Below are 24,942 nucleotides of genomic sequence, written 5' to 3' on the forward strand. Positions count from 1 at the left end.
TCACACCCTCTCGATGCGGGTCTCGCCGAACAGGCCGTACGGCTTGACCAGCAGGATGAGGACGAGGACGACGTAGGGGATGACCGTGGCCAGCCCCGGGTCGAGGTAGCCGGAGACGAACTGGGTGAGCAGCCCGATCGTCAGGCCGCCGATGATCGTGCCGGGCACCGAGTCCAGGCCGCCGAGGATGACGACCGGGAAGACCATGAGGCCGAAGGCGGCGATGTTCTGGTCCACCGCGGACAGGTCGGCCAGCAGCACGCCGGCGATGAAGGCGCTGACCGCGGCCAGCGCCCAGGAGAGCGCGAAGATCCGGCGCACCGAGATGCCCATCGTCATCGCCGCCTGCTGGTCGTCGGCGACGGCGCGCATCGCGATGCCGTGCTTGGAGCGGGAGAAGAAGAGGGTGAAGGCGGTGAGCACCACGGCCGCGATGAGGATGACGAGCAGCCGGTTGACCGGCAGGGTCGCGCCGAGGACGCTGACCGACCCGGTGGGCAGGACCGCGGGCTGGCTGCGCGGCGTGGTGCCGTAGAACATCTGGACCACGGCCTTGAGCAGCATCGCCAGCCCGATCGTGACCATGATGATGCTGATCGGGTCCTCGCCGACCATCGGGCGCAGGATGAGCCGCTCGACGAGGACGCCGACGACGGTGGCCGCGACGATGCCGACGAGGACGGAGACCACCATCGGCAGCCCCAGGACGACCCAGGCGGTGTACATCAGGTAGGCGCCGATGAGCAGGAACTCGCCCTGGGCGAAGTTGATGACGCCGGTCGCCTTGTAGATGAGGACGAAGCCGAGCGCGGCGAGCGCGAGGATCGCGCCGTCGGCGAGCCCGTAGGCGAGCAGGTTGAGGAAAGTAGACATAGGTGCTCCCTGGCGGCGCGTCAGCGCCGACCGCTCCAGACCGGGCGTCGGCCCCTGCCCTCCGGGATGGAGTAGGTGGTCAGGTCGAAGATGCGCAGGGTCAGCTCCCGTTCGATGCTCGTGCCGTCCTGGTAGGTCACCCGGCTGCTGATGTCCACGTGGTCCTCGCCCCGCTGCAGGGCGGCGATGATGTCGCCGTAGCGGTCGGCGATGACGTTGCGGCGCACCTTGCGGGTGCGGGTGATCTCGTCGTCGTCGGGGTCCAGCTGCTTGTGCAGGAGCACGAAGCGGCTGACGCGGATCGACTCCGGCAGGTCCTCGTTGGCCCGGGTGATCTCCTCGGCGACGAGGTCGTAGACCTCGGGCTTGGCGGCCAGGTCGGTGTAGGTCGTGTAGCTGAGCCGCTCGTGCTCGGCCCAGCTGCCCACGGTGGCCGGGTCGAGGGTGATGAGCGCGGTCATGCCGCCCGCGGACGGGACGTCCTGGCCCGCGGCGTCGGGGGCGAAGACGACCGCCTCCTCGACGTAGGGGCTGAACTTGAGCTTGTTCTCGATGAACGCGCTGGAGTAGCGGGTGCCGTCGGGCGCGGTGAGCACGTCCTTCTGCCGGTCGATGACGACCAGGTGGCCGCGCTCGTCGAGGTAGCCGGCGTCACCGGTCATCAGCCAGCCTTCGGCGTCGACCGTCTCGGCGGTGGCCGCAGGGTTGCGGTGGTAGCCCTTGAAGACCGACGCCGAGCGCAGCAGGATCTCGCCGTCGTCGCTGATCCGCAGGTCGGTGCCGGCGATCGGGGTGCCGACGGTGTTGAAGGCGACGTCGTCGTCGCGGTGCACGACCGCGATGCCGCAGATCTCGGTCTGCCCGTAGATCTGCTTGAGGTTGACCCCGATCGCGTGGAAGAAGCGGAAGACGTCCGGCCCGAGCGGCGCGCCGCCGGTGTAGCAGCGCTTGATCCGGGCCAGTCCGAGCTGGTCGCGCACGGGACGGGTGGCCACCTGGTCGGCCAGCGCGTGCGCCATGGCCAGACCGGGCCCCGGCCGCTTGCCGCGGACCCGCAGGTTGGCGACCTTGTCCCCCACGTCATACCCCCACCCGAAGACCGCCCGCTTGAGCCAGCCGGCCTCGTCGATGCGGACCTGGACCTCCGAGAGCATCGACTCCCAGATCCGCGGCGGGGAGAACATGACGTCGGGGCCGATCTCGCGCAGGTCGCTGCGCTGGGTGGCCGAGTCCTCGGGGAAGGAGAGCGTCATGCCGCGGGTCAGGCCGCAGGCGACCGCGAGCATCTGCTCGCCGATCCAGGCGAAGGGCAGGAAGGAGACGTAGCGGTCCTTGGGTCCGATCGGGTCGACGTCGGTGAGGTGCTCGCCCATCGCCAGCAGGTTGGCGTGGGACAGCTCGCCCAGCTTGGGCTTGGAGGTGGTGCCCGAGGTGGTGCAGATGACCGCGATGTCGTCGGGGGTGCCGGCGTCGACCTGCGCGTCGTACCAGCCGGGGCGCTGCCGCCCCCACTCCCGGCCGCGCACCTCGAGGTCGGTGAAGTCCAGCAGCCACGGGTCGTCGTAGGACTCCAGGCCGTGCGGGTCGTAGAAGACGACGTGCTCGACCAGGAGCGGGTCCTCGCCGTCGGCGAGCACCCGGGCCGCCTCGTCCTCGCGCAGCCGGAGCAGCTTGTCGACCTGCTCCTGGTCCTCGACCACGACGACGCGGGCCGCGGCGGTGGTGAGGATGTGGCGCAGCTCGTCGCCGATCGAGGTCGGGTAGATGCCCACGACCGCGGCGCCGACGCTCTGCGCGGCGAGCTCGGCGATGACCCACTCGGGACGGTTGTCGCCCAGGACCGCGACGATCTCGCCGCGCCGCACGCCCAGCGCGGCGAGCCCGTGGGCCGTGTCGCGGACACGCGCGGCGTAGCCGGCCCAGGTGAGGGGCTGCCAGATGCCGTACATCTTCTCCTGCATCGCGACGTCCTCGGGCCGGGTGGCGGCCAGGTCGCGCAGCAGGCGCGGGAACGTCGACACCCGGGGGGCTCCGCCCCCCGTGGACCCCCCGGATGTGGTGGCCACGGCGGTCTCAGTCATGGACGGCCTCCTGGTCACGGGCGGCCTGCTCGACGACGGCCGCGGCGGAGTGGTCGGCGCCGAGGTAGGCCTCGACCACCGCGGGGTCGGCCTTGACCTCCTCGGGGGTGCCGTCGGCGATGAGCCGGCCGAAGTCGAGGACGCTGACCCGGTCGGAGATGTCCATGACGACGTTCATGTCGTGCTCGATGAGGACCACCGAGACGCCGGCCAGCTCGTGCACGTCGAGGACGTAGCGGGCCATGTCCTCCTTCTCCTCGGCGTTCATGCCGGCCATCGGCTCGTCCAGGAGGAGCAGGGTGGGCTGGATGCAGAGCGCCCGGCCGAGCTCGACGCGCTTCTGGATGCCGTAGGCCAGCGACCCGACCGGCTGGTTGCGGAAGGCCTGGAGCTGGAGGAGGTCGATGACCTCCTCGACGAGGTGGCGGTGCTCGATCTCCTGGTTGCGGGCCGGGCCGAACCAGAGCATCGAGGCCAGCACCGAGTGCTTCATGTGGATGTGCCGGCCGAGCATGAGGTTCTCCAGCACCGACAGGTGGGAGAAGAGCTCGATGTTCTGGAAGCTGCGGGCCACCCCGAGCCGGGCGACCTTGTGGGGCGGCAGCTGGGTGAGCAGGTGCTGGCCCTCGGGGACCTCACGGTCGTCGCCGGCCGGGTCCGCCTGCACGCCGCCGCCGGTGTGCAGGCGGATCTGCCCCTCCTGCGGGTGGTAGATGCCGCTGATGCAGTTGAGCAGCGAGCTCTTGCCGGCGCCGTTGGGGCCGATGATCGCGTGGACGTGGCCCTGGGTGATCGTGAACGACACGTCGGTCAGCGCCTTGACGCCGCCGAAGCGCAGGGAGACGTCGTCCACCTCGAGCAGCGGCCGCCCCTGCGGGCGGCTGCTGCCGTTGAGCGAATGCTGGTAGGCCCTGGTCAGCACGGGGGCGCTCCTGCCGGTCGACGGTGATCGAAGGACGATGACGATGTGACACTACGTTTCCACTATCTGAAAATCAAGGACCTGGAGACGCAAAGTTTGACCGGATGCTGGTATGCGGAGCGCCTGTGGTGGAAGATGGCTCCATGGCAGCGGTCGACGACAGAACGGACGGCGCGGCTCGGGGCGGCCTGGGGACCGTCCGCAACGCGGTGGCGCTGCTCGAGCTGCTCAGCGAGGGGCCGGCCTACCAGCAGCTGACCGACCTGGCCGAGCGCAGCACCTTCTCGATCCCGACCGTGCACCGGCTGCTGCGCTCGCTCGTGCTGGCCGACCTGGTCGTGCAGGACCCCCGCTCGTCGCGCTACGCCCTCGGCCCGGAGCTGACCCGGCTCTCCAGCCACTACCTGGCGCGGCTGCCGCTGCTCGGGGCGCTGACGCCCTACCTGACCCAGCTGCGCGACCAGCTCGGCGCCACCGTGCACGTGCAGACCCTGGTGCGCGGCGAGGTCGTCTACGTCGACCGGGTCGACGGCGACGACCGCGGCCCCTACCGGGACACCCACCGCGTCCACTGCGCGCTGGAGACCGCCGGCGGCCGGCTGCTCGCGGCCCGCGCCGACGGGGATGAGTGGCGCCGCGCGGTCGATCTCGCCGACGACCCGCTCGCCGCGCTGGCCCGGGACTGCCAGCAGGCCTGGGCCGCCGCCGACCACCTGGCGCTCACCCCCGATGACCCGATGCTGCCGGCCGAGGTCGCCGTCCCCGTCCTGGACGGCGAGGGCGAGACGGTCGCCGCGCTGGCCGCCAACGTCGAGGACGCCGGCGACGAGGCCGTGGTGGCGCGGGTCGCCGCCCACCTGAGCCGCGCCGCCCGCGCCGCCGGAAGGACCCTCGGCCATGCCTGACGACCGGCGACACGCTCTGACCACTGCCCCGCCCCAGGACGTCTGGACCGAGGTGGTCGGCCAGCTCGGCCTGCTCACGCCATACACCTCGCTGTGGGAGGCGGGCGAGCGCTCGGGGCGGTGGATGACCGGCGCCGAGATCAACCTGTCCGTCTCGTGCGTCGAGCGGCACCTGGCCGAGCGCGCGGACCAGGTGGCGCTGCACTGGGAGGGCGAGCCGGGCGACCGGCGGAGGCTGACCTACGTCGAGCTGCACGAGCAGGTGGTGGCGCTGGCGCGTTCGCTGCGCGCGATGGGGGTGGGCGTCGGCGACCGCGTCGGGCTGCACCTGGGCTGGCTGCCCGAGACGGTGGTGGCGATGCTGGCCTGCGCGCGGATAGGCGCGGTGCACACGGTGCTGCCCGCGCCGCTGCCCGCCGAGCCGCTGGCCGACCGGCTGGCCCTGCTCGACCTCAAGGTGCTCTTCACCCAGGACGGGGCGTGGCGGCACGGCACCGTGCTGCCGCTCAAGGCGCGCGCCGACGAGGCGATGCTGGCCGCGGGCGGCATCGAGCACACGGTCGTGGTGAGACGCACCGGGATGGACGTGCAGTGGTTCGAGGGCGACCGGTGGTTGCACGACCTGATCGCCACCACGCGCCCCGGGCAGACCGACGACGGGGGCGGCGGCGCGGTGGCGCTGCCGGTCGACCACCCCGTCGCCTCGATCCCGCTGGCCACCCGCGGCGGGCACCCGGTCTCGGTCGTCCACGGCAGCGGCGCCATGCTCGCCGGCGCGGTCGCGGTGCACCGGCACCTGTCGACCGGCGGGCCGTTCTGGTGCGCCGGCGACATCGCGTGGGCGGTGACCCAGTTCCACGGGATCTACGGGCCGCTGGCCTGCGGTGACCCCGCGGTGATGTTCGAGGGCACCCTCGACGTCCCCAACCACCAGCGTGCCTGGGACATCATCCGCCGCTACGGCGTGGAGGTCCTGCTCACCTCCCCCTCCGTCATGCGCACCGTGCGCGGGTGGGCGCGGGAGATGCCCGAGGTCGCGGCGATCCCGACCCTGCGGCGGGTCGCGACCGCCGGCGAGCCGGTCGAGGAGGAGGTCGCCGCGTGGATGCGCGGGGCCTTCAGCGCCGACGGGCTGGAGGTCGCCGACGCGTGGGGCCAGCTGGAGCTGGGCGGCGTCGTGCGGATCACCGGGCTGGCCGACGCCCCGCCGCTGCCCGACGTGGGCCTGGAGATCGTCGACGAGGAGGGCGGGACGGTGGCCGTCGGCGGGGAGGGGGAGGTCGTGCTCACCCGGCCCTGGGCCGGGACGATGGTCGGGGTCGAGGGCGAGGCCGCCGACGTCCTGCTGTCGCACTGGACGCGCCACCCCGGCGTCTACGCCACCGGGGACCTGGCGCGCCAGGACCCCGACGGACATGTCGACTTCCTGGGCCGCACCGACGACGTCGTCTCGGTCTCCGGGCAGCTGGTCTCGCTCCGCGAGGTGCGCGAGGTGCTCACCGACCACCCCTACGTCGACCGCGCCGACGTCACCTGGCGCAAGCATCCCGAGCTGGGACGGGCGCTGGTGGCGGCGGTGACGCTGTCGGACGCCGCGGGGCAGCCCCAGCACCTGGACGATGCCGCCCTCGACGCGGTCGCCGTCGACCTCATGGATGCGGTGCGCGAGGTGCTCGGCGGCCTGGCCCGGCCGCGGGCGCTCCTGGTCGTGGACCGTTTCGGCGACGAGCTGGGCCGCCGCGAGCGCGCCCGCGCCATCGCCACCCTGGCCACGCCCGACCGGCACGGCGCACCCCGGTCCGTCACGTGGGAGCAGGTGCTCGCCGCAGCCGGCCATTCCGTCGGCTAGCGGCAGCACCATCCGTCCTGGTGACACGCCCGGCCGGAGCGGCCACAGCGTGCATATGAACGCTCCAGCCGGTCCTGGCCGGCGCGGTGTCGGGACGGATCGCGAGAGTGGACCCGTCGGCCGGCCACGTATCTCTGACCCACCAGACGGGTCAACCACAGGACTGACCCACCAGACGGGTCAACCACACGACTGACCCACCAGGCGGGTCAGAGATACGTGGCGGGCAGGTCCGTCAGCAGGGACGGCGCGTGAATCTCCGCAGAAGCGTGGCAGGTGGCGCGCAAGCTGCTTGCACCGCTACGGCGGATCGGTCGACCCGCACTATGGCCGCGGGTGGGCGCCGGCCGGCGCGCCGGTCGCCAGCTGGAGCGTCACCACCCCGATCACGACGAGGGCGATGCCGACGACCTGGACGGCGCCCAGGTGCTCGCCCAGGAAGGCGGCACCCACCAGGGCGATCGCCACGATGCCGGTCGCCGACCAGATGGCGTAGGCGACGGCGACCGGCATACCCGCCTTGAGGACCTGCGAGAGCAGCACGAAGGCGAGGACGTAGAACACGAGGACCGCCAGGCTCGGCCACAGCCGGGTGAACCCGTCCGAGCGCTTCAGGGCGAGGGTGCCCACGACCTCCAGCACGATGGCAGCGGCCAGCAGGCCGTAGGCACCCACGCGCGTCACCTGCTCACCGGTCAGCCGGCGGGGTCGGCCACCCGCTGCGGTGGCGGAGCGAGGTCCGCCCGGCCGGCTACCCAGCGTTCGTAGTGGTCGAGCACGGAGGTGCAGACCTGGTCCTCGTCGTAGGCCATGATGTCGTAGCTGCCGCCGGTGGGCAGGTCGACGTCGAGGGTGGTCGTCTCGTCGCCGGCCTCGATCACCCGGGCCCCGAAGCTGGGCGCCAGCTGCCGGCGCACGCGGACGGGGTAGCGGAAGTCCTCGCCCTCGTGGTGCACCACCAGCTCGGCCGTGCGCCGGACCGCGCCGGAGGGTCGCAGCTCGTCGACCACGATCTCGGTGTCCACGTCCTGCGCGGCCAGCTCGGCACGCACCGCCTCCAGCGCCGGCAGCACGACCTGCTCGAGGTGGCTGTTGGCCTGCTTGACGGTGACGGTGCCGAACGCACGGGCCACGCGTCTGCGCCACAGGCCCGGGGTGGGCCGGCCCGGCAGCTCCGGCATCCGCCGCGTGGGCGCCGCCAGACTTCGGGCCCGGTCCTGGGCCAAGGCCTTCGGCAACCCGATCATCACCGCGATGATCACGAACGCGAACGGCAGACCCATGATGATCGTCGCGCTCTGCAGGGCAGGTATGCCGTCCACCACCAGCATCCCGATGGTCAGGACGCCGGTCGCCACGGCCCACACGATGCGCAGCGCCGGGTGCGCGTCGACGTTGCCGCCCGGGAGGTTCGAGGACAGGTTGGCCATCACCAGCGCGCCGGAGTCGGCCGAGGTGACGTAGAACAGCAGGCCCACGAAGGTGGACAGGCCGACCAGGAAGAAGGCGCCGGGGTACTGCTGCAGGAGCGCGTAGAAGCCCTCCTCCGGGACGTTGACCGCCGTCTCGCCGAAGGCGGCGTCGCCCTGGCGGATCTGCTGGACGGCGCTGTTGCCGAAGATGCTGATCCACATGACGATGTAGCTGAACGGGATGGTCAGGGTCCCCAGGACGAACTGGCCGATGGTGCGGCCCTTGGAGATCCTGGCCAGGAACAGGCCGACGAAGCTCGCCCAGGCGATCCACCAGGCCCAGAAGAACAGCGTCCAGCCGCTCATCCAGTCGGCCGGGTAGTCGAAGGCCATCGTGTCCATGGTCATCCCCGGGAACATCGAGACGAAGTCGCCGACGTTCATCACCAGGGCGCGCAGCAGGAAGGCGGTCTGCCCGGTCACCAGCACCCACGCGGCGAGGAAGATCGCCAGCAGCACGTTGAGCTGGGACAGGATCCGGATGCCGCGGTCGACGCCGGTCACCGCCGACACGGTCGCGGCACCGACGGCCAGGATGACCAGGACGGTCTGGGCGGGCAGGCCCTGCGGGGTGCCGAAGAGGATCCCCAGCCCGACGTTGAGCATGACCACGCCGATGCCGAGGGTGGTGGCCACGCCGAAGATGGTCCCGAGCACGGTGGCGATGTCGACGGCGTCGCCGACCGGGCCCTTGATCCGCCTGCCGATGAGCGGGTACAACGTGGAGCGGATGGCCAGGGGCAGGCCGAGCCGGTGGACGTAGAAGCCGAGCGCCAGCCCCATGAGGGCGTACATCCCCCAGCCGGTGATCCCGTAGTGGAAGATCGCCCACACCGTCGACTCGCGTGCCGCGTCCAGGGTCTCGGGATCGCCCTGCGGCGGGAAGAGGTACTGGCTGGCGGGCTCGGCGACGGCGAAGAACATCAGGTCGGTGCCGATGCCGGCGGCGAAGAGCATGGCCGACCAGGAAAACAGGGAGTACTCCGGCCGGTCGTCGTCCTTGCCGAGCCGGACGTCCCTGTAGCGGACCCCGATGATGATGACGAACAGCAGGATCGCGGTGGCCAGCGCGATGTAGAACCAGCCGAACCAGTTCGAGGCCCAGGCCACGACGGAGCCGAGGATCGTGGCCGACTGCTCGGGCGCGACGAGCGCCCACACCGCCACCACGAGGATGAAGACGAGGGACACGACCAGGACGGTCCACTTCGTGGTGGCCTGGCTCGGTGGTGGGTCCAGGTCGAGCCCTGGTGCGCTGTTCGTGCTCATCGGTCGTCCTCTCCGGGGGCGGCCATCGCCGCCATGGCGCTGGGTATGTCGGTCCGTGCGTTCCACGCGGTGTTGCGGGCGTCGCCCTCGGGATAGAGCGGCATACCCGCCCCGGCCCGGTAGACCGGCGGGTGCTCGGGGGCGAGCGGGGTGTTGCCGGCGACGATGTCGGCGGCCTTCTCGGCGACCATCATCACCGGGGCGTAGATGTTGCCGTTGGTGATCGAGGGAAAGACCGAGGCGTCCACCACGCGCAGCCCCTCGGTGCCGTGCACCCTCATCGTCGAGGGGTCCACCACGGCCATGTCGTCCACGCCCATCCTGGCCGAGCAGGAGGGGTGCAGCGCGGTCTCGGCGTCCTTGGCCACCCAGTCGACGAGCTGCTCGTCGGTCTCGACCGACGGCCCCGGGGAGGACTCCCCGCCGTCGAAGGCGGCGAAGGCGGGCTGGGACAGGATGTGCCGCGCCGCCCGGATCACCTCGACCCACTCGCGCCGGTCGTTCTCGGTGGACAGGTAGTTGAACTGGATCGCCGGGTGGTGGAACGGGTCGGCGTCCTTGATCCGCACGTGGCCCAGGACGTCGGAGTTCATCGGCCCGACGTGCACCTGGTAACCGTGCTTGCCCTCCGAGGCGGTGCCGTCGTAGCGGACCGCGATCGGCAGGAAGTGGAACATCAGGTTGGGGTAGGCCACCTGGTCGTTGGTGCGGATGAACCCGCCGCCCTCGAAGTGGTTGCTGGCCCCGACGCCCTTGTTGAGGAAGAGCCACTGCGCCCCGATGTAGGGCGCCTTCCACATCTTCAGCCACGGCGCGATCGAGACCGGCTGCAGGCTGACGTGCTGCAGGTAGACCTCCAGGTGGTCCTGCAGGTTCTCGCCGACGCCGGGCAGCTCGACCCGCGGGGTGACCCCGGCGGCGCGCAGCACCTCGGGGTCGCCGACGCCGGAGAGCTGGAGCAGCTGCGGGGAGTTGAAGGCGCCGCCGCAGAGGATGACCTCGCCGGCCTCCACCGAGCTGTGCCGCTTGCGCGGCCGCACGATGTCGACCCCGGTGACGCGGTCGCCCTGCCAGCGCAGCCCGGTCACCGTCGCCAGGGTGACGATGTCGAGGTTGTCCCGGTCGCGGACCGGCCAGAGGTAGGCCCTCGAGGCCGAGAGCCGGCTGCCCCGGTAGACGTTGCGGTCGAAGGGCGCGAACCCCTCCTGGCGGTAGCCGTTGACGTCGTCGGTGCGGGCGTAGCCGGCCTGCTCGGTCGCCTCGAAGAACGCCTGGAACAGCGGGCTGCTGGCCGGGCCGCGCTCGAGCTTGAGCGGGCCGGACCCGCCGCGCCAGGCGTCCGCGCCGGCGAGCGTGGTCTCCATACGCTTGAAGTAGGGCAGGCAGTGCGCGTAGTCCCAGTGCTCCATACCCTCGTTGGTCGCCCACTTCTCGTAGTCGCCGGGGTTGCCGCGCTGGAAGATCATCCCGTTGATCGAGGATGAGCCGCCGAGCACCTTGCCGCGGGCGTGGGCGACGCGCCGCCCGCCCATGTGCGGCTCGGGCTCGGTCTCGTAGGCCCAGTCGTAGAGCGGGTTGCCCGAGGGGAACATCAGCGCGCCGGGCATGTGGATGAGCGGGTCGAAGACGAAGTCCGACCTCCCCGCCTCCAGGACCAGCACCGTGCTGGTGCCGTCCGCGGAGAGTCTGTTGGCCAGCGCGGAACCCGCCGAGCCACCCCCCACGATCACGTAGTCGTACCGCTTCCTCATCGCTCTCCTTCGGGCTCTGATCGGGGTCGTGCTCGGGGTATGGGGTGCGCCGCCTAGGGGCGGTCGGCGAACCACCCGGCGGGGGCCGGGCGGGTGTTGTGCCAGATGTGCTTGGTCTCGAGGTACTCGTGCAGGCCGGCGACGCCGAGCTCGCGCCCGACGCCGGACTGCTTCATGCCGCCCCACTCGGCCTGCGGCACGTAGGGGTGGTAGTCGTTGATCCAGATCGTGCCGTGGCGCAGCCGGCGGGCGACCCGCTCGGCGCGGCCCGCGTCCTGGCTCCACACGGCGCCGGCCAGCCCGTAGATGGTGTCGTTGCCCAGGGCGACGGCGGCGTCCTCCGCCTCGTCCCGGGTGGCTCCCGCGAACGTCTCGACGGTGAGGACCGGCCCGAACGACTCGTCCCGGACGCAGGACATCGTGCGGTCGCAGCCGTCGAGGATGGTCGGCGGGTAGTAGGAGCCGAGCGCCAGGTCCCCCTCCTCCGGGACGGTGCCGCCGCAACGGACGACGGCACCCTCGGCCCGGGCGGCCTCGACGTGGGCGACGACCTTGTCCCGGTGCGCGTCGCTGATCAGCGGGCCGGTCTCGGCGTCCTCGTCGAACGGGCCGCCGAGCCGGATCTGACCGGCGCGGCGCACCAGCTCGTCGACGACCTCGTCGTGGACGCTCTCCTCGACGAGGAGCCGCGCGCCGGCCGAGCACACCTGCCCGGAGTCCAGAAAGATCGCGGTGAGGGCGTTGTCGATGGCGGCCGGCAGGTCGGCGTCGGCGAAGACGACGTTGGGGTTCTTGCCGCCGAGCTCGAGGGCGACGCGCTTCACGGTGCCGGCGGCCGCGGCCATGATCGCCCGGCCGGTGTGCAGGCCGCCGGTGAAGGACACCAGGTCGACGTCGGGGTGCTGCGTGAGGATCGCGCCCACATCGGCGCCGGTGCCGAGCACGAGGTTGCCGACCCCAGCGGGCAGCCCGACCCGGTCGAGCGCGCCGAGCAGCCACATCGCGGTCTGCGGGGTGAGCTCGCTGGGCTTGAGCACGAAGGTGTTGCCGGCGGCCAGGGCCGGCGCCACCTTCCACGCCGTCTGCAGCAGCGGGTAGTTCCACGGCGTGATCAGGGCGCAGACCCCGACCGGCTCGTGCACGACCCGGGCGGAGACGTCCGGCAGGCCGGTGTCCACCACGCGCCCTGCCTCGCTCTGCACGAGCGCGGCGAAGTGGCGGAAGACGCCGACGATGTCCTGCATGTCGAGCCGGGACTCGACCATCCGCTTGCCGGTGTCCAGGGACTCCAGCCGGGACACCTCCTCCAGCTCGGCCTCGAGCAGGTCCGCGAGCCGGGTGAGCACGGCCGCGCGCTCGGGGGTGGGGGTGGCCGGCCAGGGTCCCTCGTCGAAGGCGCGGCGGGCGGCGGCGACGGCGGCCTGCGCGTCCTCGGCACCGCCCTCGGCGACCGTGGCGGCGACGGAGCGGTCGGCGGGGCAGATGATGTCGCGCGTCCGGCCGGAGGCGGCGTCGCACCACCGGCCGTCGATGAACAGGCTCGGCACAACACGTCTCCTGCCAGCACGCGGGTGCGAGACCGTGAGGCGCACCACGGGCGATTACGGGGATATAACGGTCGTTACACGGTGGGTAACGGACGTTATACTTCCAGTGTGCCGGCGAAAAGACAACCCCCTCTTCCGGTCCGGGAGCGCCTGCTCGACGCCGTGGACCATCTGCTCTTCGTCGAGGGAGTCATCGCCACCCCGGTCGACGACATCCTGAAGCTGGCCGAGGCCTCGCCGCCCAGCCTCTACAAGCACTTCGGCAGCAAGGACGGCCTCATCACCGCCGCCCTCGAGCGGCGCCTGGCCGTCTGGACCCGCTACTGGGACGAGGCGATGGAGCAGGCGGGCACCCAGCTCGAGCGCGTGCTCTCGGTGTGGCCGGCGCTGCGCGCCTACCAGACCACCTCGCTGGAGGAGCGCTGGTGCGCGTTCAGCGGAACGACGGCGGCGATCAAGGACAAGAGCGAGGAGCTCACGGCGGTGCTCGAGGCCGAGACCCGCCTGCTGCGCACCCGGACCGCGGCGCTCGTCGACGAGCTGGGCCTGGCGCCGCGCGCCTCCGCACGGCTGACGAACGAGCTGGTCATCGCCTACCTCGGGACGATGGCGATGATGCTGCGCGAGCCCTACCTGCACGCGATCGACGACGGCGAGGCTACCGCGCGCTCGCTGCTGCAGGCGGCGCTGACCCGGGCGGACGGTCCGGCGCGCGACCTCGTGGACGAGCTGGTCGCGGCGGGCCAGGCGTCGCGCTGACCGCGCACCGGTCACACGGTGGTTCTGCGCGCTCCTTGTCGGGTGGAGCAGGCGCGGGAGATGCCGGCCCGGGCGTCGGAGCCAGCCACGAGGGTGCGTCAGGCCGCCCCTCGTGGGCCACCGGCGAGCGGCTTCGGCACGGTACGCACCGCCGAGGTCAGGTCCGACGGATCGAGCTGTGCGCGCTCATCCGGGATATGTGGGAGATCGACGCCGGAGAGGCTCGTGATAGACCGGAGATCCGCCGAGAGTCGGCCGTTCCGAGATCCGTCCCGGCGACACGCCGCACGGCGTCGGCCACAGCGTGCACATAAACGCTGTGGCCGCTCCGGATCGGCGTGTCGTCGGCACGGATCGCACTTTTCTGCCGCGCGTCGCGCGGTCACAGTCGCAGATGGAGGCGCAGCGCTTCGTCGACCGCTGCCATGAGGCCTGGCGGAACTCGGCCTACTGCAGAGCCGACCCGCTCAACGGCGACCGAACGCACCTGCTCAGCTCGGGCTTGGAGTCTCTGGGCAGTCCTGTCTCGTCCGCGGGCAGCAGCACCTGGAACGGAAAGACCTGCTCCACGTCCGCCCGTTCAATCCTGGCCACGCGCAGGGCACCGGCGGCAACGGCTCTCGGACGCATGCCGGTCCTGGTCTCAGCAGAACCGCGGCAGGTGGTGCGCCAGCTGCTTGCGCCACCACGGCCAGTCGTGGGCGCTGTCGTGGCCCCAGACGTCCAGCTCGTGCGGGATCTGCTTCTGGGCGAGCAGGTCGGCCAGCTGGTGGGCGCCGGGCAGGCTCTTGGTCGGGTGTACCTCGAACGCCCCCTGCCCGACGACGAGAAGGATGTTGGCGTTGGCGCGGACCCAGCCCAGGTGGTCCCCGGACATGCCGGGCACGTAGGCGCAGGGGTTGGCGAAGTAGGTGGCCTGCCCGATGTCGCCCCATCCGTGCCAGGCCGTCGGGTCGTAGCTGCCGGACAGCCCGATCGCGACCGGGAAGAGGTCGGGGCGCTTCAGCCCGAGGTTCACGGCGTGGTAGGCGCCCATGCTGGCACCGGTGGTGATGGCGCCGGCGTGCCCGGGCGAGTCCCGGTCGACCAGAGGCATGACCGTGTCGATCACCCACCGCTCGTAGACGCCGTGCCGACGGGCCCGCTCCTCTGTCGGCAGTGAGTTCTGCGACCAGGTGAGGTGGTCGAAGGAGTCCACCGCGTAGACCTTGAGCCGGCCGCCCTCGACGAGGTCGGCGACCGCGTCGACCATGCCGTTGTTCTCAAAGTCCCAGGCCCGCCCGGCCTCCGAGGGGAAGACCACCAGCGGGCGGCCCCAGTGCCCGTAGCGGATGACCGTCCCGCGACCCACGCCCTCGGTGTCGAGCTCGACCTGCACCCGCTCCATCGACTCCTCCTCGCACCGGGTCCGCCGCCGACCGGCGGGACGGTGGGCCAAGCCTGCCACACGCATGGCACCGCGAAGGACCGTCGACACCCGTGGATCCGTGCAACAAATCAGTCCACAGGATGACGTGCACCACCATTCCGCGCCACCACAATGGTGGTGCACCGCAGCCAGGCCCGTGACGGACGTGCGGGACGGTGACGGAAGCAGACCGGGTCCTCACGGACGAGGCATGCTCGTCACGCACGTCCGGGCCGCGACGTGCGTGGTCGGCAGGGGTACCACCACGTCTACTGCACCGCACGCTCGTCCCTGTCGCTGCAGGGGGCGACAGGGACGAGCACCCCTGACGGCACCCGCGCCGACCCGCCGCTCTGCTATCAATGACCCACCGGGGCCAGGCAGGGAAGGAGCACCGACGACGATGACGGCACGCACGGCACCCCTCGACGCCGATCCCGTCCCGGGCCGCTCCCTGCTGCGCCGGGCGACCTTCGTGCTGTTCACCCTCGGTGCGCTGCTGCTCGACGCGCTGATGACCGTCCCGCCCGCGGCCGACCTCGAGCACGGTCACCACTTCACCGCGTTCGGGGTGTGGCACACCTCGGTGGGCACCTTCGTCGCCCTGATGGCTCTCGCGTATGCCGTCCTCCTCCTCCGCCGGCGCCTCCCCCTGGCGGTGCTGGCCTACACCGGGGCGCTCTCGGTCCTGCTGACCTTCACCCACGAGTGGTCCCAGCCGCTCACCGGAGCGCTCGTGTGCACCTTCACCGCGGCCAGCCTGGCGGCGACCCGCCGGACCGCGCGCGTCGCCCTCGCGCTGGCCCTGGCCGCCACCCTCACCACCAGCGTGATCAGCATGGGCCGCCTCGACCTCGGCACCCTCTTCCCGATCGCCCTGGTGGGGACGGTCACCTGGGCGGTCTGGCTCTTCGGCCGGCGCGAGCACCTCGCGCGGGTCACCGCGGCGGGGCTGCGCGACCGGCTCGAGGAGCACGGCGAGGAGGCTGCCCTGCAGGAGCGGCGGCGGATCGCCCGCGAGCTGCACGACATACTGGCCCACTCGGTGAGCGCCATGATGATGCAGGCCGCCGGCGCCAAGGCGATCACCCACGGGGCGCGGCTGGACGCCCCGGACGATCCCCGCCTGGAGACCGTCGAGCGGGCCCTGTCCACGATCGAGAACACCGGGTCGCAGAGCATGCGCGAGCTGCACCGGCTGCTCGGCGCGCTGCGCGGCGACGACGCGGAGCCGGACCGAAGCGACGTGACCAGCTCCCATCCCGGCCTGGCCGACGTCGAGCGGCTCGCCGAGCTGACCCGGCAGAGCGGGCTCGTCGTCGAGCTGCGCAGCTCCGGGGACGTCGTCCGGCTCGACCCGTCGGTGGGGCTCGCGGCCTACCGGGTCGTGCAGGAGGCGCTGGCCAACGCGATGAAGCACTCCGGCCGCGGCGGCGTCGTCGAGGTCTTCCACACCTGGCTGCCCGACCGGCTGCAGCTGCAGGTGCGCACCCGCGACGGGCACGAGGGCACCCTGCAGACCGTGCACAGCTCGGGCACGGGCCTGCTCGGCCTGCGCGAGCGCGTCGAGCTCATGGGCGGCACCTTCGAGTCCGGGATCGTCGGCGAGGAGTTCGTGACCACCGCGGTCCTCCCGCTCACTCCGGTCCCGTACGGCGCGCGGGTCGGCGGGGGCGGATGATGCTGCGGGTGGTGGTCGCCGACGACCAGCGGGAGGTGCGCGACGGCCTGGCGATGATGCTCTCCGCCGAGCCGGACATCACGCTGGTCGGCCTGGCCGAGGACGGCGTGCAGGCCGTCGCGATGGTCCAGCGCGACCGGCCCGACGTCGTGGTCATGGACGTGCGGATGCCCGGCATCGACGGGATCGAGGCGACCCGACGGATCACCGCCGACCGGGACGATCCCGACGCCGTCACCGCGGTGCTGGTCATCACCACCTTCGACCACGACGAGGCGCTCTACGGGGCGCTGCGGGCGGGGGCGTCGGGCTACATGCTCAAGCACGCGGCGCCGGCCGTGCTGGCCGAGGCGATCCGGGCGGTCGGCGCGGGCGGTGCCTGGATCGACGCCAGCGTCGCGCCCAAGGTGGTGGACACCCTGCGCGCGAGCGCCCCGGTCGACGCCTCCGGCCGGCCCACCCTGGAGAACCTCTCCCCCCGCGAGATCGAGGTGCTGCGCCACATGGGCACCGCCCCGACCAACAGCGAGCTGGCCGCGCGGCTGTTCGTCTCGGAGTCGACGGTCAAGACGCACATCTCACGGCTGCTGATGAAGACCGGCTCCCACGACCGGGCCCAGCTGGTCGCGCTGGCCTACCGCTCGGGGCTGGTCCGGCCCTGAGCCGGGCGGCCGGACCCCGTCCGGGCACCACCCGCAGGGCAGACGAGCCTGGACGGGGCGTACCGACTTTTCGCCGGTCTGGCCGCCCCGCGCAGCGCTTCGACGCTCGCTGGCAGGAGATCGTCCGGCGGAGGCCCGCTCCCACCGTAAACCCTTTCTGACCTGCGGTGATGCCGTCAAAGAGAGCGCTCGTAGCACCCCATACTGGAGCGCATGACCACCCTGATCGGCCTCCTCGGGACCGGGCGCCTCGGCTCGGCGATCCGCCACGCCGCGGCCGCCCAGGATGACCTCGAGGTCCGCTGGTCGGTCGGTCGCGGGCCGGTCCCGGACGCGCGGGTGGACGTCGCGATCGACGTCAGCGCGGCGGCCGCCGTCCCGGGGCACCTGGCGTGGGCGCAGCGGACCGGCACCCCGGTCGTGGTCGGCACGACCGGCTGGGACCTCACGCTCCTGGACGACCTCGCCCCCGAGGCGCAGGTGCTGGTCGCGCCCAACTTCTCCGTCGGCGTCGCCCTGGTGCGGCGGCTGGCCCTCGTCCTCGGCGGGTATGCCGCGCGCTCCCCCGTCCCGGTCGACCTCGCGGTCACCGACACCCACCACCGGCACAAGGTCGATGCCCCCAGCGGCACCGCGCTGACGCTGCGCGAGGCGCTGGCCGAGGGCGCCGGCCGTCCCGTCGGCTCGGTGCAGACCACCAGCCTGCGGGTCGGCTCGGTCGTCGGCGACCACGAGGTCGTGGCCGCCTCGCAGCTGGAGACCATCACGCTGCGCCACAGCGCGCACGGACGTGACCTGTTCGCCGCCGGCGCGCTCACCGCCGCGCGCTGGCTGCTCCGGCGCCCCCGCCCGGGCGTCCACACCCTCGACGACCTCGCCGAGGACCACCTGCACGCCCTGCTCGCCTCCTCCTGCGAGCACGGCGCACCCATCGGCGCCCCGGCACCCGCCTGAGCGCCACCGAGAAGAAGAGAGCCCGACATGTCCACCACCGCGGCCCCGCACACTACCGGCGGATCCCCCTTCACCGGCCTGAGCGTCGCCCTGGCGACGCCCTTCCTGACCGGTGCCGGCGCGGACGGGGACGGGCGAAAGCCGCTGGTGGACCATGCCGCGTTCGGACGGCTCGTGGAGCACGTGCTGGCCGAGAGGCACGGCGTCGACCACCTGGTCGTCCTCGGCTCCACCGGCGAGGCCGCCACCGTCGACGACGTGGAGCGGCACGCGCTCGTGCGCCAGGCGGTGCAGGCGGCGCGTGCCCACGACCCGCGGGTCCGTGTCGTGGTCGGCACCGGCCACAACGAGACCGGGCGGGCCTGCGACCTCGCCGCGCAGGCGGTCGCCGCCGGCGCCGACGGGCTGCTCGTCGTGACGCCCTACTACAACAAGCCGCAGGTCGCCGGGGTCGTCGCGCACTTCCGGGCGGTCGCGCAGGCCGTGCCGGGCACGCCGATCGTCGCCTACAACGTCCCGGGCCGCACCGGCTCGAACCTGACGCCCGAGGCGATGCGCGCCCTGTGGCAGATCGAGCAGGTCGTCGCGCTCAAGGAGTCCTCCGGCGACCTGCGGCAGATGACCCGCCTGTGCCAGGAGGCTCCCGCCGGGAGGTCGGTCCTGGCCGGCGACGACGACCTGGCGCTGCCCGCGATCGCGGTCGGGGCGCGGGGCCTGGTCTCCGTCGCCGCCAACCTCGCGCCGGTCGAGACCGCCGAGCTCGTGCACGCCGCCCTGGCCGATGACCTGTGCACCGCGCGGGAGCGGGCCGCGCTGCTCGCGCCGCTGATGGAGGCGATGTTCGTCGAGACCAACCCGGTGCCGGTGAAGGCCGGCCTGGCCTGCCTCGGCCTGGGCACCGCGTCCGTGCGGCTGCCGCTCGTCCCGGCCGAGCCGGCCACCTGGACCCGCGTCCAGCGGGCCCTCGCCGGGCTGCAGGCCCACCGCCGCACCGCCCGGATCGCCGGGCGCCTCGTGGGGGCCGCGTCGTGAGCGCGGCAGGGACGCCGGGCACGATGACCGACAGCTCGACCGGGACCCCGAGCGACGGCCGGCACGGCGCGCTCGCCCGCTTCTTCGCCGAGGACGGACCGGCGGGCAGCACCGGCCCGAGCGCCGGCACCGACCGTGCCGAGCTGCTCGCGCGCGTCGAGGAGCTGCTCCGCGCCCTCGAGGACGGCAGCGTCCGCGCCGCCACCCGCGACGAGGAGGGCACCTGGCAGGCTCACGCGTGGGTCAAGCGGGGCATCCTCGCCGCGTTCCGGCACGGCGAGACCGTCGAGCTGGACTGGCCCGGCGGTGCGGTCGACCGCTCCCTCGTGCCCGCCCGGCGGATCGGCCTGGGCGACGGCGTCCGCCTCGTCCCGGGCGGCACGTCGGTCCGTCGCGGCGCCCACCTGGCGGCCGGCGTGGTCGTGATGCCGCCGAGCTACGTCAACGTCGGCGCTCACGTCGGCCCGGGGTCGATGGTCGACAGCCACGTGCTCGTCGGCTCCTGCGCGCAGGTCGGCGAGCGCGTCCACCTCTCGACCGCGGTGCAGCTCGGCGGTGTGCTCGAGCCGGTCGGCGCCACCCCGGTCGTCGTCGAGGACGACGTCTTCGTCGGCGCGCAGTGCGGCCTCTACGAGGGCGCGGTCGTGCGCCGCGGCGCCGTGCTGGCGCCGGGCGTCGTGCTGACCTCCGGCACCACGGTCTACGACCTGGTCGAGCAGCGCGAGCACCGCGGCGAGGTGCCCGAGGGCGCCGTCGTCGTGCCGGGCTCGCGTCCGGCGCGCGGCGACTACGCCGACGTGCTGGGTCTCTCGCTCTACGCACCGGTGGTCGTCAAGTACCGCGACGCGTCGACCGACGCCGCCACGGTCCTCGAGGACGCGCTCCGGTGAGCACGGTGACGAGGGCGGGAGGCATGACCCTCTCGCCCATCCGACGGATGGCGCTCGGCGCTCCCGAGGGCACCGTCAGCCTGGCCCTGGGCGAGCCCGGCTGGCCGGTGCCCGCGGAGGCCCGCGAGGCGCTCGCCACCCTCTCCACGCAGGTCGGCCCCCTGCCGTACGGCCCCAACGGCGGCTCGCCGGAGCTGGTCGCGCAGGTTGCTGCGGTGCACGGCGCCGCGACGTCGGAGGTCATGCTCACCGCCGGCAGCCAGGCCGCTCTCTTCGCGCTCTTCCAGACCTGGGCCGCCCCCGGGTCGAGGGTCCTGGTCCCCGACCCCGGCTTCGTCTCCTACGCCTCGCTCGCCCGGCTCTGCGGCGCCGACCCGGTGCCCTACCGGCTCGGCGACCACGGCGACCTCGACGCGGAGGCGTTGGTGGACGCGCTGGCGGGCGCACCGCATACCTCGATGGTGGTCCTCAACCACCCCGCCAACCCGACCGGAGGTATGGCGTCCCCCGCCGCCCTGCGCGCGGTCGCCGCGGCGTGCGCCCGGGCGGGCGCGGTGCTGGTCAGCGACGAGGTCTACCGGGAGCTGTGGCTCGTCCGGCCACCGGCGGGGCTGCACGGGGCCGCCGGCCTGGGTGCCGGCCTGGTGCTGGGCTCGGTGAGCAAGGCCTTCGGGGCGCCGGGGCTGCGCGTCGGCTGGGCGGTGGGCCCGGACCGGCTGCTCGCGCCGGCGCGCGTGGTGCACAACGCGATGACGACGGCGGCCGCGCGCCCCTCCCAGGACGCCGCGCTGGCGCTGCTGCGCGCCCGCGAGCAGGTGCTCCCCGACGCGCGCGAGCAGGTGCGGCGCCGCTGGGAGACCCTGGCGCGGGTCGCGCCCCGGCTGCTGGACGCCGCGGGCGGGCGGGCGCGGGCCGGCTTCTACCTGTGGCTGCCGCTGCCGGAGGGCGTGGCGGCGCAGGACACGGAGACCTTCGCGCTGCGCGTGCGCGACGAAGGGCTCGTCACGACGGTGCCCGGGACCGCGTTCGGGGCGCGCGGTCGCGGGCACCTCCGGGTCAGCCTGGGCGGCCCGCTGCCCGAGCTGGAGGAAGGACTGGCGCGGCTCGCGCCCTGGTGGGAGGCATGATCCTGGCACCGTCGACGATCGACCTGTTCGCGTTCGGGGAGGAGTCGCTGCTGGACCTCGTGTCCGGGCAGGCCTCCCCCTTCTTCGCCTACGACCTGGGCGCGGCGCGCGAGCGCTTCCGCCGGCTGCGGGCAGCCCTGCCGCAGCGGGTGCGGCTGGCCTACGCGGTGAAGTCCAACCCCGGGCTGCCGCTGCTCGAGACGTTCTCCGCGGAGGGCGCGTGGTTCGACTGCGCCTCGGCCGGTGAGGTCTCGACGGTGCTGGCGGCCGGCGGCACCGGTGCGGGGATGGTGTTCGCCGGGCCCGCCAAGTCCGAGCGCGACCTGCAGGCGGCGCTCTTCGCCGGCGCCCGGGTCCAGGTGGACGGCATCGAGGACGTGGCACGGCTGCACACCCTGCACGAGGGCGCCGAGCCGCTGCCGGTGAGCGTGCGGGTCAACCCGGCGCAGGGTGTGTCGGAGGTCGCGACCATCATCGGTGGTGGCGGGCCGAGCGCGTTCGGGGTGGACGAGGAGGTGGTCGAGGAGTTCCTGACGGAGGCGGCGCGCTACGAGCGCGTGCGGATCAGCGGGGTGCAGGTCTTCGCGGCGAGCAACGAGCTGGACGCCGGCCGGCTGCTGGCCAACCACCGCACCGCCCTGCGGATCGCGCGGCACGTCCAGGCCGTGCTCGGTCGCGAGCTCGACCTCGTCGACCTGGGCGGCGGACTGGGCGTCCGCTACGACGTCACCCAGCCCAGTCTCGACGTCCGCACCCTCGGTGCGGGCCTGGGCCGGGTGCTGGAGGAGAACGCCTGGTTCACCGGCGAGCTGCTGCTCGAGCCGGGGCGCTGGCTGTCGGCGCCGACGGGCGTCTACTGCGCGCGCGTCGTGCGGACCAAGGACTCCCGCGGCGAGCGGTTCGTCATGCTCGAGGGCGGGATCAACCACCTGCTGCGTCCGCTGATGACCGGGCAGCCGTTCCCGACGCTGGCGCTGCGGCCGGGGGTCGGGGTGATCGGCAGCGCGGGGTCCGGGGCCGCCGGCGGTGCGCTGGTGCGCACGACGCTGGCCGGCCCCCTGTGCACCTCGCTCGACCGGCTCGGGACGGGCGACCTGCCCGCCGACCTGCGGCCCGGTGACGTCGTGGTCTTCGGCCAGGCCGGGGCCTACGCCGCCACGCAGGCGATGACGCACTTCCTCTCCCACCCCGCTCCCGAGCAGGTCTGGGTCGGCTGAACCAGCTGCTCGCCCGCTCCGGTCCGGACGCCGCGCCGACGGTGCCGTGCCTCCCGGCAGATTCACCCGGCTTCGGACAGGCGCCGAACCTAGGATGATGTGCACGGCCGACGCGCATACCTCGAGAGGGCGGCCGAGGCCCTGGTGGGGTGAATCATCACCACGCCAGGACCGCGCGCCGGGCCGGCGGCCCTCGGTCGCGCGCCGGGGAAGCACCCGTGGCACCGTGAGGGAATGGCGGGCGGGCGGCATACCTCGAGGGACGGCGGGCGGGAGAACGCGGCGCCGCTGGAGACCTACCGGCTGATGCGCGACTTCGGGCGCACCCCCGAGCCGAGCGGCGGCGCGCTGCTGGAGGCTGCACGTCAGGACGGCGAGCGGGTCTTCGTCGTGCAACGGCACCGGGCGACGGCGCGGCACTACGACTTCCGGCTCGAGGTCGACGGTGTCCTGGCCAGCTGGGCGGTGCCCAAGGGACCCTCGCTGGACCCGGAGACCAGACGGCTCGCGATCCACGTCGAGGACCACCCGATGGAGTACCTCCACTTCGAGGGGGTCATCCCGGCGGGCGAGTACGGCGGCGGGGACGTCATCGTCTGGGACACCGGCACCTGGGACTCCCACGACGAGGACGCCGCCGCGGCGATCCGCGCGGGGACCCTCCACGTGCGCCTGCACGGGGAGAAGCTGCGCGGCGAGTTCATGCTCGTGCGCACCGCCCGGCAGGAAGGGAGGAAGGAGCAGTGGTTGCTCTTCCACAAGCACGACGAGCACGCGGTCGAGGGCTGGGACGCCGAGGACCACCCGCGCTCGGTGCTCAGCGGCCGCACCAACGAGGAGGTCGCTGCCGACCCCGACGCGCTGTGGCACTCCGACCGGCCGGTCGGGGAGGCCGCGGAGCCGCTGCGGGCCCCGGTCCCACCGCCTGCGACCGAGGAGGAGCTGCGCGCCCTGGAGGAGCTGGGCGCCTCCGGCACGTGGGAGGTCTTCGGCCGTGCGCTGAGGCTCACGAACCTCGACAAGGTCCTCTTCCCCGGCCGCCAGGGCGAGGAGCCGGTCACCAAGCGCGAGCTCGTCAGGTATGCCGCGCTCGTCGCCCCGGTCTCGCTGCCGTACCTGGCCGGACGGGCGCTCAACCTGCACCGCTACCCGAACGGCGCGGAGAGGAAGGGCTTCTGGCACAAGGAGGTGCCCGAGCACGCGCCGGAGTGGCTGCCGCGCTGGGACAACCCCGCGGCCGACCCCGGGGAGACGCAGACCTACCTGGTGGTCGACGAGCCGGCGGCCCTGGTGTGGGCGGCGAACTTCGGGGCCCTGGAGTGGCACCCGTGGACCTCGCCGACCGAGGCGCCGGACCGGCCGTCCTACGTGATGTTCGACATCGACCCCGGCGAGCGGACGACGTGGGACGAGACGCTGGAGCTGGCCCAGCTGCACCGGACCGCCTTCGAGCACCTGGGGGTGCGGGCCTGTCCCAAGGTGACCGGGCGGCGCGGCCTCCAGGTCTGGGTGCCGATCCGTCGGGGGCCGACCTTCGAGGAGACGCGGAGGTGGGCCGAGAAGGTGTCGCGCTCGATCGGGGCGGTCGTGCCCGAGCTGGTCAGCTGGAAGTGGTCGGTGAAGGAGCGCGGTGGTCTCGCGCGGCTGGACTACACGCAGAACGCGGTCAACAAGACGCTCGTGGCGCCGTACTCACCACGCCCGTCGCCCGGCGCACCGGTGTCGACGCCGATCACGTGGGAGGAGCTGGACGACCCGCACCTGCGGCCCGACCGGTGGACGGTGCGCACGGTGCTGGACCGGCTGGCCGAGAAGGGCGACCTGTTCTCCGGCGTGCTGCACCACGACCAGACGCTGCCGCGCGTGAAGTGAGGCTGCTCGGGGGCGCGGTCCGCCTCCACTCCGCTCAAGGAGGCGCACTACCGCCCGGGCGGAGGGGGTAGGGGGTGTTCACCGGTCAGGCTCCTGCACGGACGTCCACCTCGTCGAAGATCAGCCAGGTCCGCGTCCCACGGACGCCGGGCACCGACTGGATCTGGCCCAGGACGACGTCGCGCAGCTCGTGGTTGTCGTGCGCGCGGACCTGCACGAGGATGTCGAACTCCGCGCCGACCAGGGAGATGCGCTCGACGCCGGGCAGCTCGGAGAGGGCCCTGGTCACCCGCCGCCAGCTGTCCTGCTCGATGCTCACCGAGACGAAGGCCGCGGTCCCCAGGCCCATCCGGTCCGGGTCGACGGTCGCGGTGAAGCCGGTGATCACGCCCTCGCGCCGGAGCCGCTCCAGGCGGGCGTAGGCGTTGGCCCGGGAGATGTGCACCTGGTCGGCCAGGGCCCGCACCGACAGCCGCCCGTCGGCACGCAGCGCGTCGATCATCGCCCGGTCCGTGTCGTCGAGGTGCGCCACCTGTCTCGCCACCGGCGAGGTGCGCCGGTCGGAGGTGGACGAACTGCGCTCATCCATGGCCTTATCGTGCCAGACGTCTCGACCGATACGTGCGCACCTGCTGTCCCGTCTAGCCTGCGGGACGATAGAGGGGACGAAC

Annotated in this window: 21 protein-coding genes; 11 read left to right on the forward strand and 10 right to left on the reverse strand. The window is 72.9% G+C overall.

Annotated features, from left to right (window positions below; genetic code table 11):
• Genes DV701_RS10070 through DV701_RS10080 form a run of 3 tightly spaced genes read right to left on the reverse strand, consistent with a single transcriptional unit; the run spans position 1 to position 3,876 of the window.
• Positions 1 to 873 (reverse strand): branched-chain amino acid ABC transporter permease, encoded by an 873-nt coding sequence (locus DV701_RS10070; protein ID WP_114928182.1) that lies wholly within the window; start codon positions 871 to 873, stop codon positions 1 to 3.
• A 20-nt stretch (positions 874 to 893) separates the two neighbouring features.
• Positions 894 to 2,954, reverse strand: coding sequence for an AMP-binding protein (locus DV701_RS10075; protein WP_114928183.1), 2,061 nt, complete (start codon positions 2,952 to 2,954; stop codon positions 894 to 896).
• Positions 2,947 to 3,876: an ABC transporter ATP-binding protein gene (locus DV701_RS10080; protein WP_114928184.1), complete on the reverse strand. Its 930-nt coding sequence runs from the start codon at positions 3,874 to 3,876 to the stop codon at positions 2,947 to 2,949. The genes DV701_RS10075 and DV701_RS10080 overlap by 8 nt, the downstream gene beginning before the upstream one ends.
• A gap of 143 nt (positions 3,877 to 4,019) precedes the next feature.
• Between DV701_RS10080 and DV701_RS10085 the strand changes: the two genes are divergently transcribed.
• Positions 4,020 to 4,781, forward strand: coding sequence for an IclR family transcriptional regulator (locus DV701_RS10085; RefSeq protein WP_162802953.1), 762 nt, complete (start codon positions 4,020 to 4,022; stop codon positions 4,779 to 4,781).
• On the forward strand, positions 4,774 to 6,630 hold the full coding sequence (locus tag DV701_RS10090; protein ID WP_114928186.1) for an acyl-CoA synthetase: 1,857 nt from the start codon (positions 4,774 to 4,776) through the stop codon (positions 6,628 to 6,630). Before DV701_RS10085 ends, DV701_RS10090 begins: the two co-directional genes overlap by 8 nt.
• 324 nt (positions 6,631 to 6,954) lie before the next feature.
• On the opposite strand, the gene DV701_RS10095 is transcribed toward DV701_RS10090, so the two are convergent.
• The 4 genes from DV701_RS10095 to DV701_RS10110 are packed head-to-tail and all read right to left on the reverse strand — an operon-like array spanning position 6,955 to position 12,669.
• Positions 6,955 to 7,305 carry a DMT family transporter gene (locus DV701_RS10095; RefSeq protein WP_114928187.1) on the reverse strand — a complete coding sequence of 117 codons (351 nt, stop codon included), beginning with the start codon at positions 7,303 to 7,305 and terminating at the stop codon, positions 6,955 to 6,957.
• Positions 7,306 to 7,325: 20 nt separating this feature from the next.
• Positions 7,326 to 9,371 (reverse strand): choline BCCT transporter BetT, encoded by a 2,046-nt coding sequence (gene betT / locus DV701_RS10100; RefSeq protein WP_114928188.1) that lies wholly within the window; start codon positions 9,369 to 9,371, stop codon positions 7,326 to 7,328.
• On the reverse strand, positions 9,368 to 11,122 hold the full coding sequence (betA, locus tag DV701_RS10105) for a choline dehydrogenase (RefSeq protein ID WP_114928189.1): 1,755 nt from the start codon (positions 11,120 to 11,122) through the stop codon (positions 9,368 to 9,370). The genes betT and betA overlap by 4 nt, the downstream gene beginning before the upstream one ends.
• A gap of 53 nt (positions 11,123 to 11,175) precedes the next feature.
• Positions 11,176 to 12,669 (reverse strand): aldehyde dehydrogenase family protein, encoded by a 1,494-nt coding sequence (locus tag DV701_RS10110; RefSeq protein ID WP_114928190.1) that lies wholly within the window; start codon positions 12,667 to 12,669, stop codon positions 11,176 to 11,178.
• A gap of 162 nt (positions 12,670 to 12,831) precedes the next feature.
• On the opposite strand from DV701_RS10110, the gene DV701_RS10115 reads away from it, so the two are divergent.
• Positions 12,832 to 13,428: a TetR/AcrR family transcriptional regulator gene (locus DV701_RS10115; protein WP_162802954.1), complete on the forward strand. Its 597-nt coding sequence runs from the start codon at positions 12,832 to 12,834 to the stop codon at positions 13,426 to 13,428.
• 382 nt (positions 13,429 to 13,810) lie between these two features.
• Here DV701_RS10115 and DV701_RS18785 read toward each other — a convergent pair whose 3' ends face one another.
• On the reverse strand, positions 13,811 to 13,915 hold the full coding sequence (locus DV701_RS18785; protein ID WP_228254969.1) for a type II toxin-antitoxin system PemK/MazF family toxin: 105 nt from the start codon (positions 13,913 to 13,915) through the stop codon (positions 13,811 to 13,813).
• Positions 13,916 to 14,071: 156 nt separating this feature from the next.
• Positions 14,072 to 14,815 carry an esterase family protein gene (locus DV701_RS10125; protein ID WP_114928192.1) on the reverse strand — a complete coding sequence of 248 codons (744 nt, stop codon included), beginning with the start codon at positions 14,813 to 14,815 and terminating at the stop codon, positions 14,072 to 14,074.
• A gap of 424 nt (positions 14,816 to 15,239) precedes the next feature.
• Between DV701_RS10125 and DV701_RS10130 the strand changes: the two genes are divergently transcribed.
• The 8 genes from DV701_RS10130 to ligD all read left to right on the forward strand — a co-directional run bounded on the left by DV701_RS10130 (position 15,240) and on the right by ligD (position 24,271).
• A complete protein-coding gene (locus DV701_RS10130) occupies positions 15,240 to 16,517 on the forward strand; it encodes a sensor histidine kinase (protein ID WP_114928193.1) in 1,278 nt (425 codons plus the stop codon).
• On the forward strand, positions 16,517 to 17,179 hold the full coding sequence (locus DV701_RS10135) for a response regulator transcription factor (RefSeq protein WP_228255350.1): 663 nt from the start codon (positions 16,517 to 16,519) through the stop codon (positions 17,177 to 17,179). The genes DV701_RS10130 and DV701_RS10135 overlap by 1 nt, the downstream gene beginning before the upstream one ends.
• Before the next feature lie 213 nt (positions 17,180 to 17,392).
• On the forward strand, positions 17,393 to 18,133 hold the full coding sequence (locus tag DV701_RS10140) for a 4-hydroxy-tetrahydrodipicolinate reductase (protein WP_114928195.1): 741 nt from the start codon (positions 17,393 to 17,395) through the stop codon (positions 18,131 to 18,133).
• Between the two features lie 27 nt (positions 18,134 to 18,160).
• Positions 18,161 to 19,165, forward strand: coding sequence for a 4-hydroxy-tetrahydrodipicolinate synthase (gene dapA, locus DV701_RS10145; RefSeq protein WP_114928196.1), 1,005 nt, complete (start codon positions 18,161 to 18,163; stop codon positions 19,163 to 19,165).
• Positions 19,162 to 20,055 (forward strand): 2,3,4,5-tetrahydropyridine-2,6-dicarboxylate N-succinyltransferase, encoded by an 894-nt coding sequence (locus DV701_RS10150; RefSeq protein WP_228254970.1) that lies wholly within the window; start codon positions 19,162 to 19,164, stop codon positions 20,053 to 20,055. Before dapA ends, DV701_RS10150 begins: the two co-directional genes overlap by 4 nt.
• Before the next feature lie 23 nt (positions 20,056 to 20,078).
• A complete protein-coding gene (locus DV701_RS10155; protein ID WP_114928198.1) occupies positions 20,079 to 21,182 on the forward strand; it encodes a pyridoxal phosphate-dependent aminotransferase in 1,104 nt (367 codons plus the stop codon).
• Complete coding sequence (locus DV701_RS10160) at positions 21,179 to 22,399, forward strand: type III PLP-dependent enzyme domain-containing protein (protein WP_114928199.1); 1,221 nt, start codon at positions 21,179 to 21,181, stop codon at positions 22,397 to 22,399. The genes DV701_RS10155 and DV701_RS10160 overlap by 4 nt, the downstream gene beginning before the upstream one ends.
• Before the next feature lie 234 nt (positions 22,400 to 22,633).
• On the forward strand, positions 22,634 to 24,271 hold the full coding sequence (ligD, locus tag DV701_RS10165) for a non-homologous end-joining DNA ligase (RefSeq protein WP_114928200.1): 1,638 nt from the start codon (positions 22,634 to 22,636) through the stop codon (positions 24,269 to 24,271).
• Positions 24,272 to 24,356: 85 nt separating this feature from the next.
• On the opposite strand, the gene DV701_RS10170 is transcribed toward ligD, so the two are convergent.
• On the reverse strand, positions 24,357 to 24,860 hold the full coding sequence (locus DV701_RS10170; RefSeq protein ID WP_114928201.1) for an Lrp/AsnC family transcriptional regulator: 504 nt from the start codon (positions 24,858 to 24,860) through the stop codon (positions 24,357 to 24,359).
• Positions 24,861 to 24,942: the final 82 nt, after the last annotated feature.

Source organism: Ornithinimicrobium avium, from assembly GCF_003351765.1.
Lineage (GTDB): Bacteria > Actinomycetota > Actinomycetes > Actinomycetales > Dermatophilaceae > Ornithinicoccus > Ornithinicoccus avius.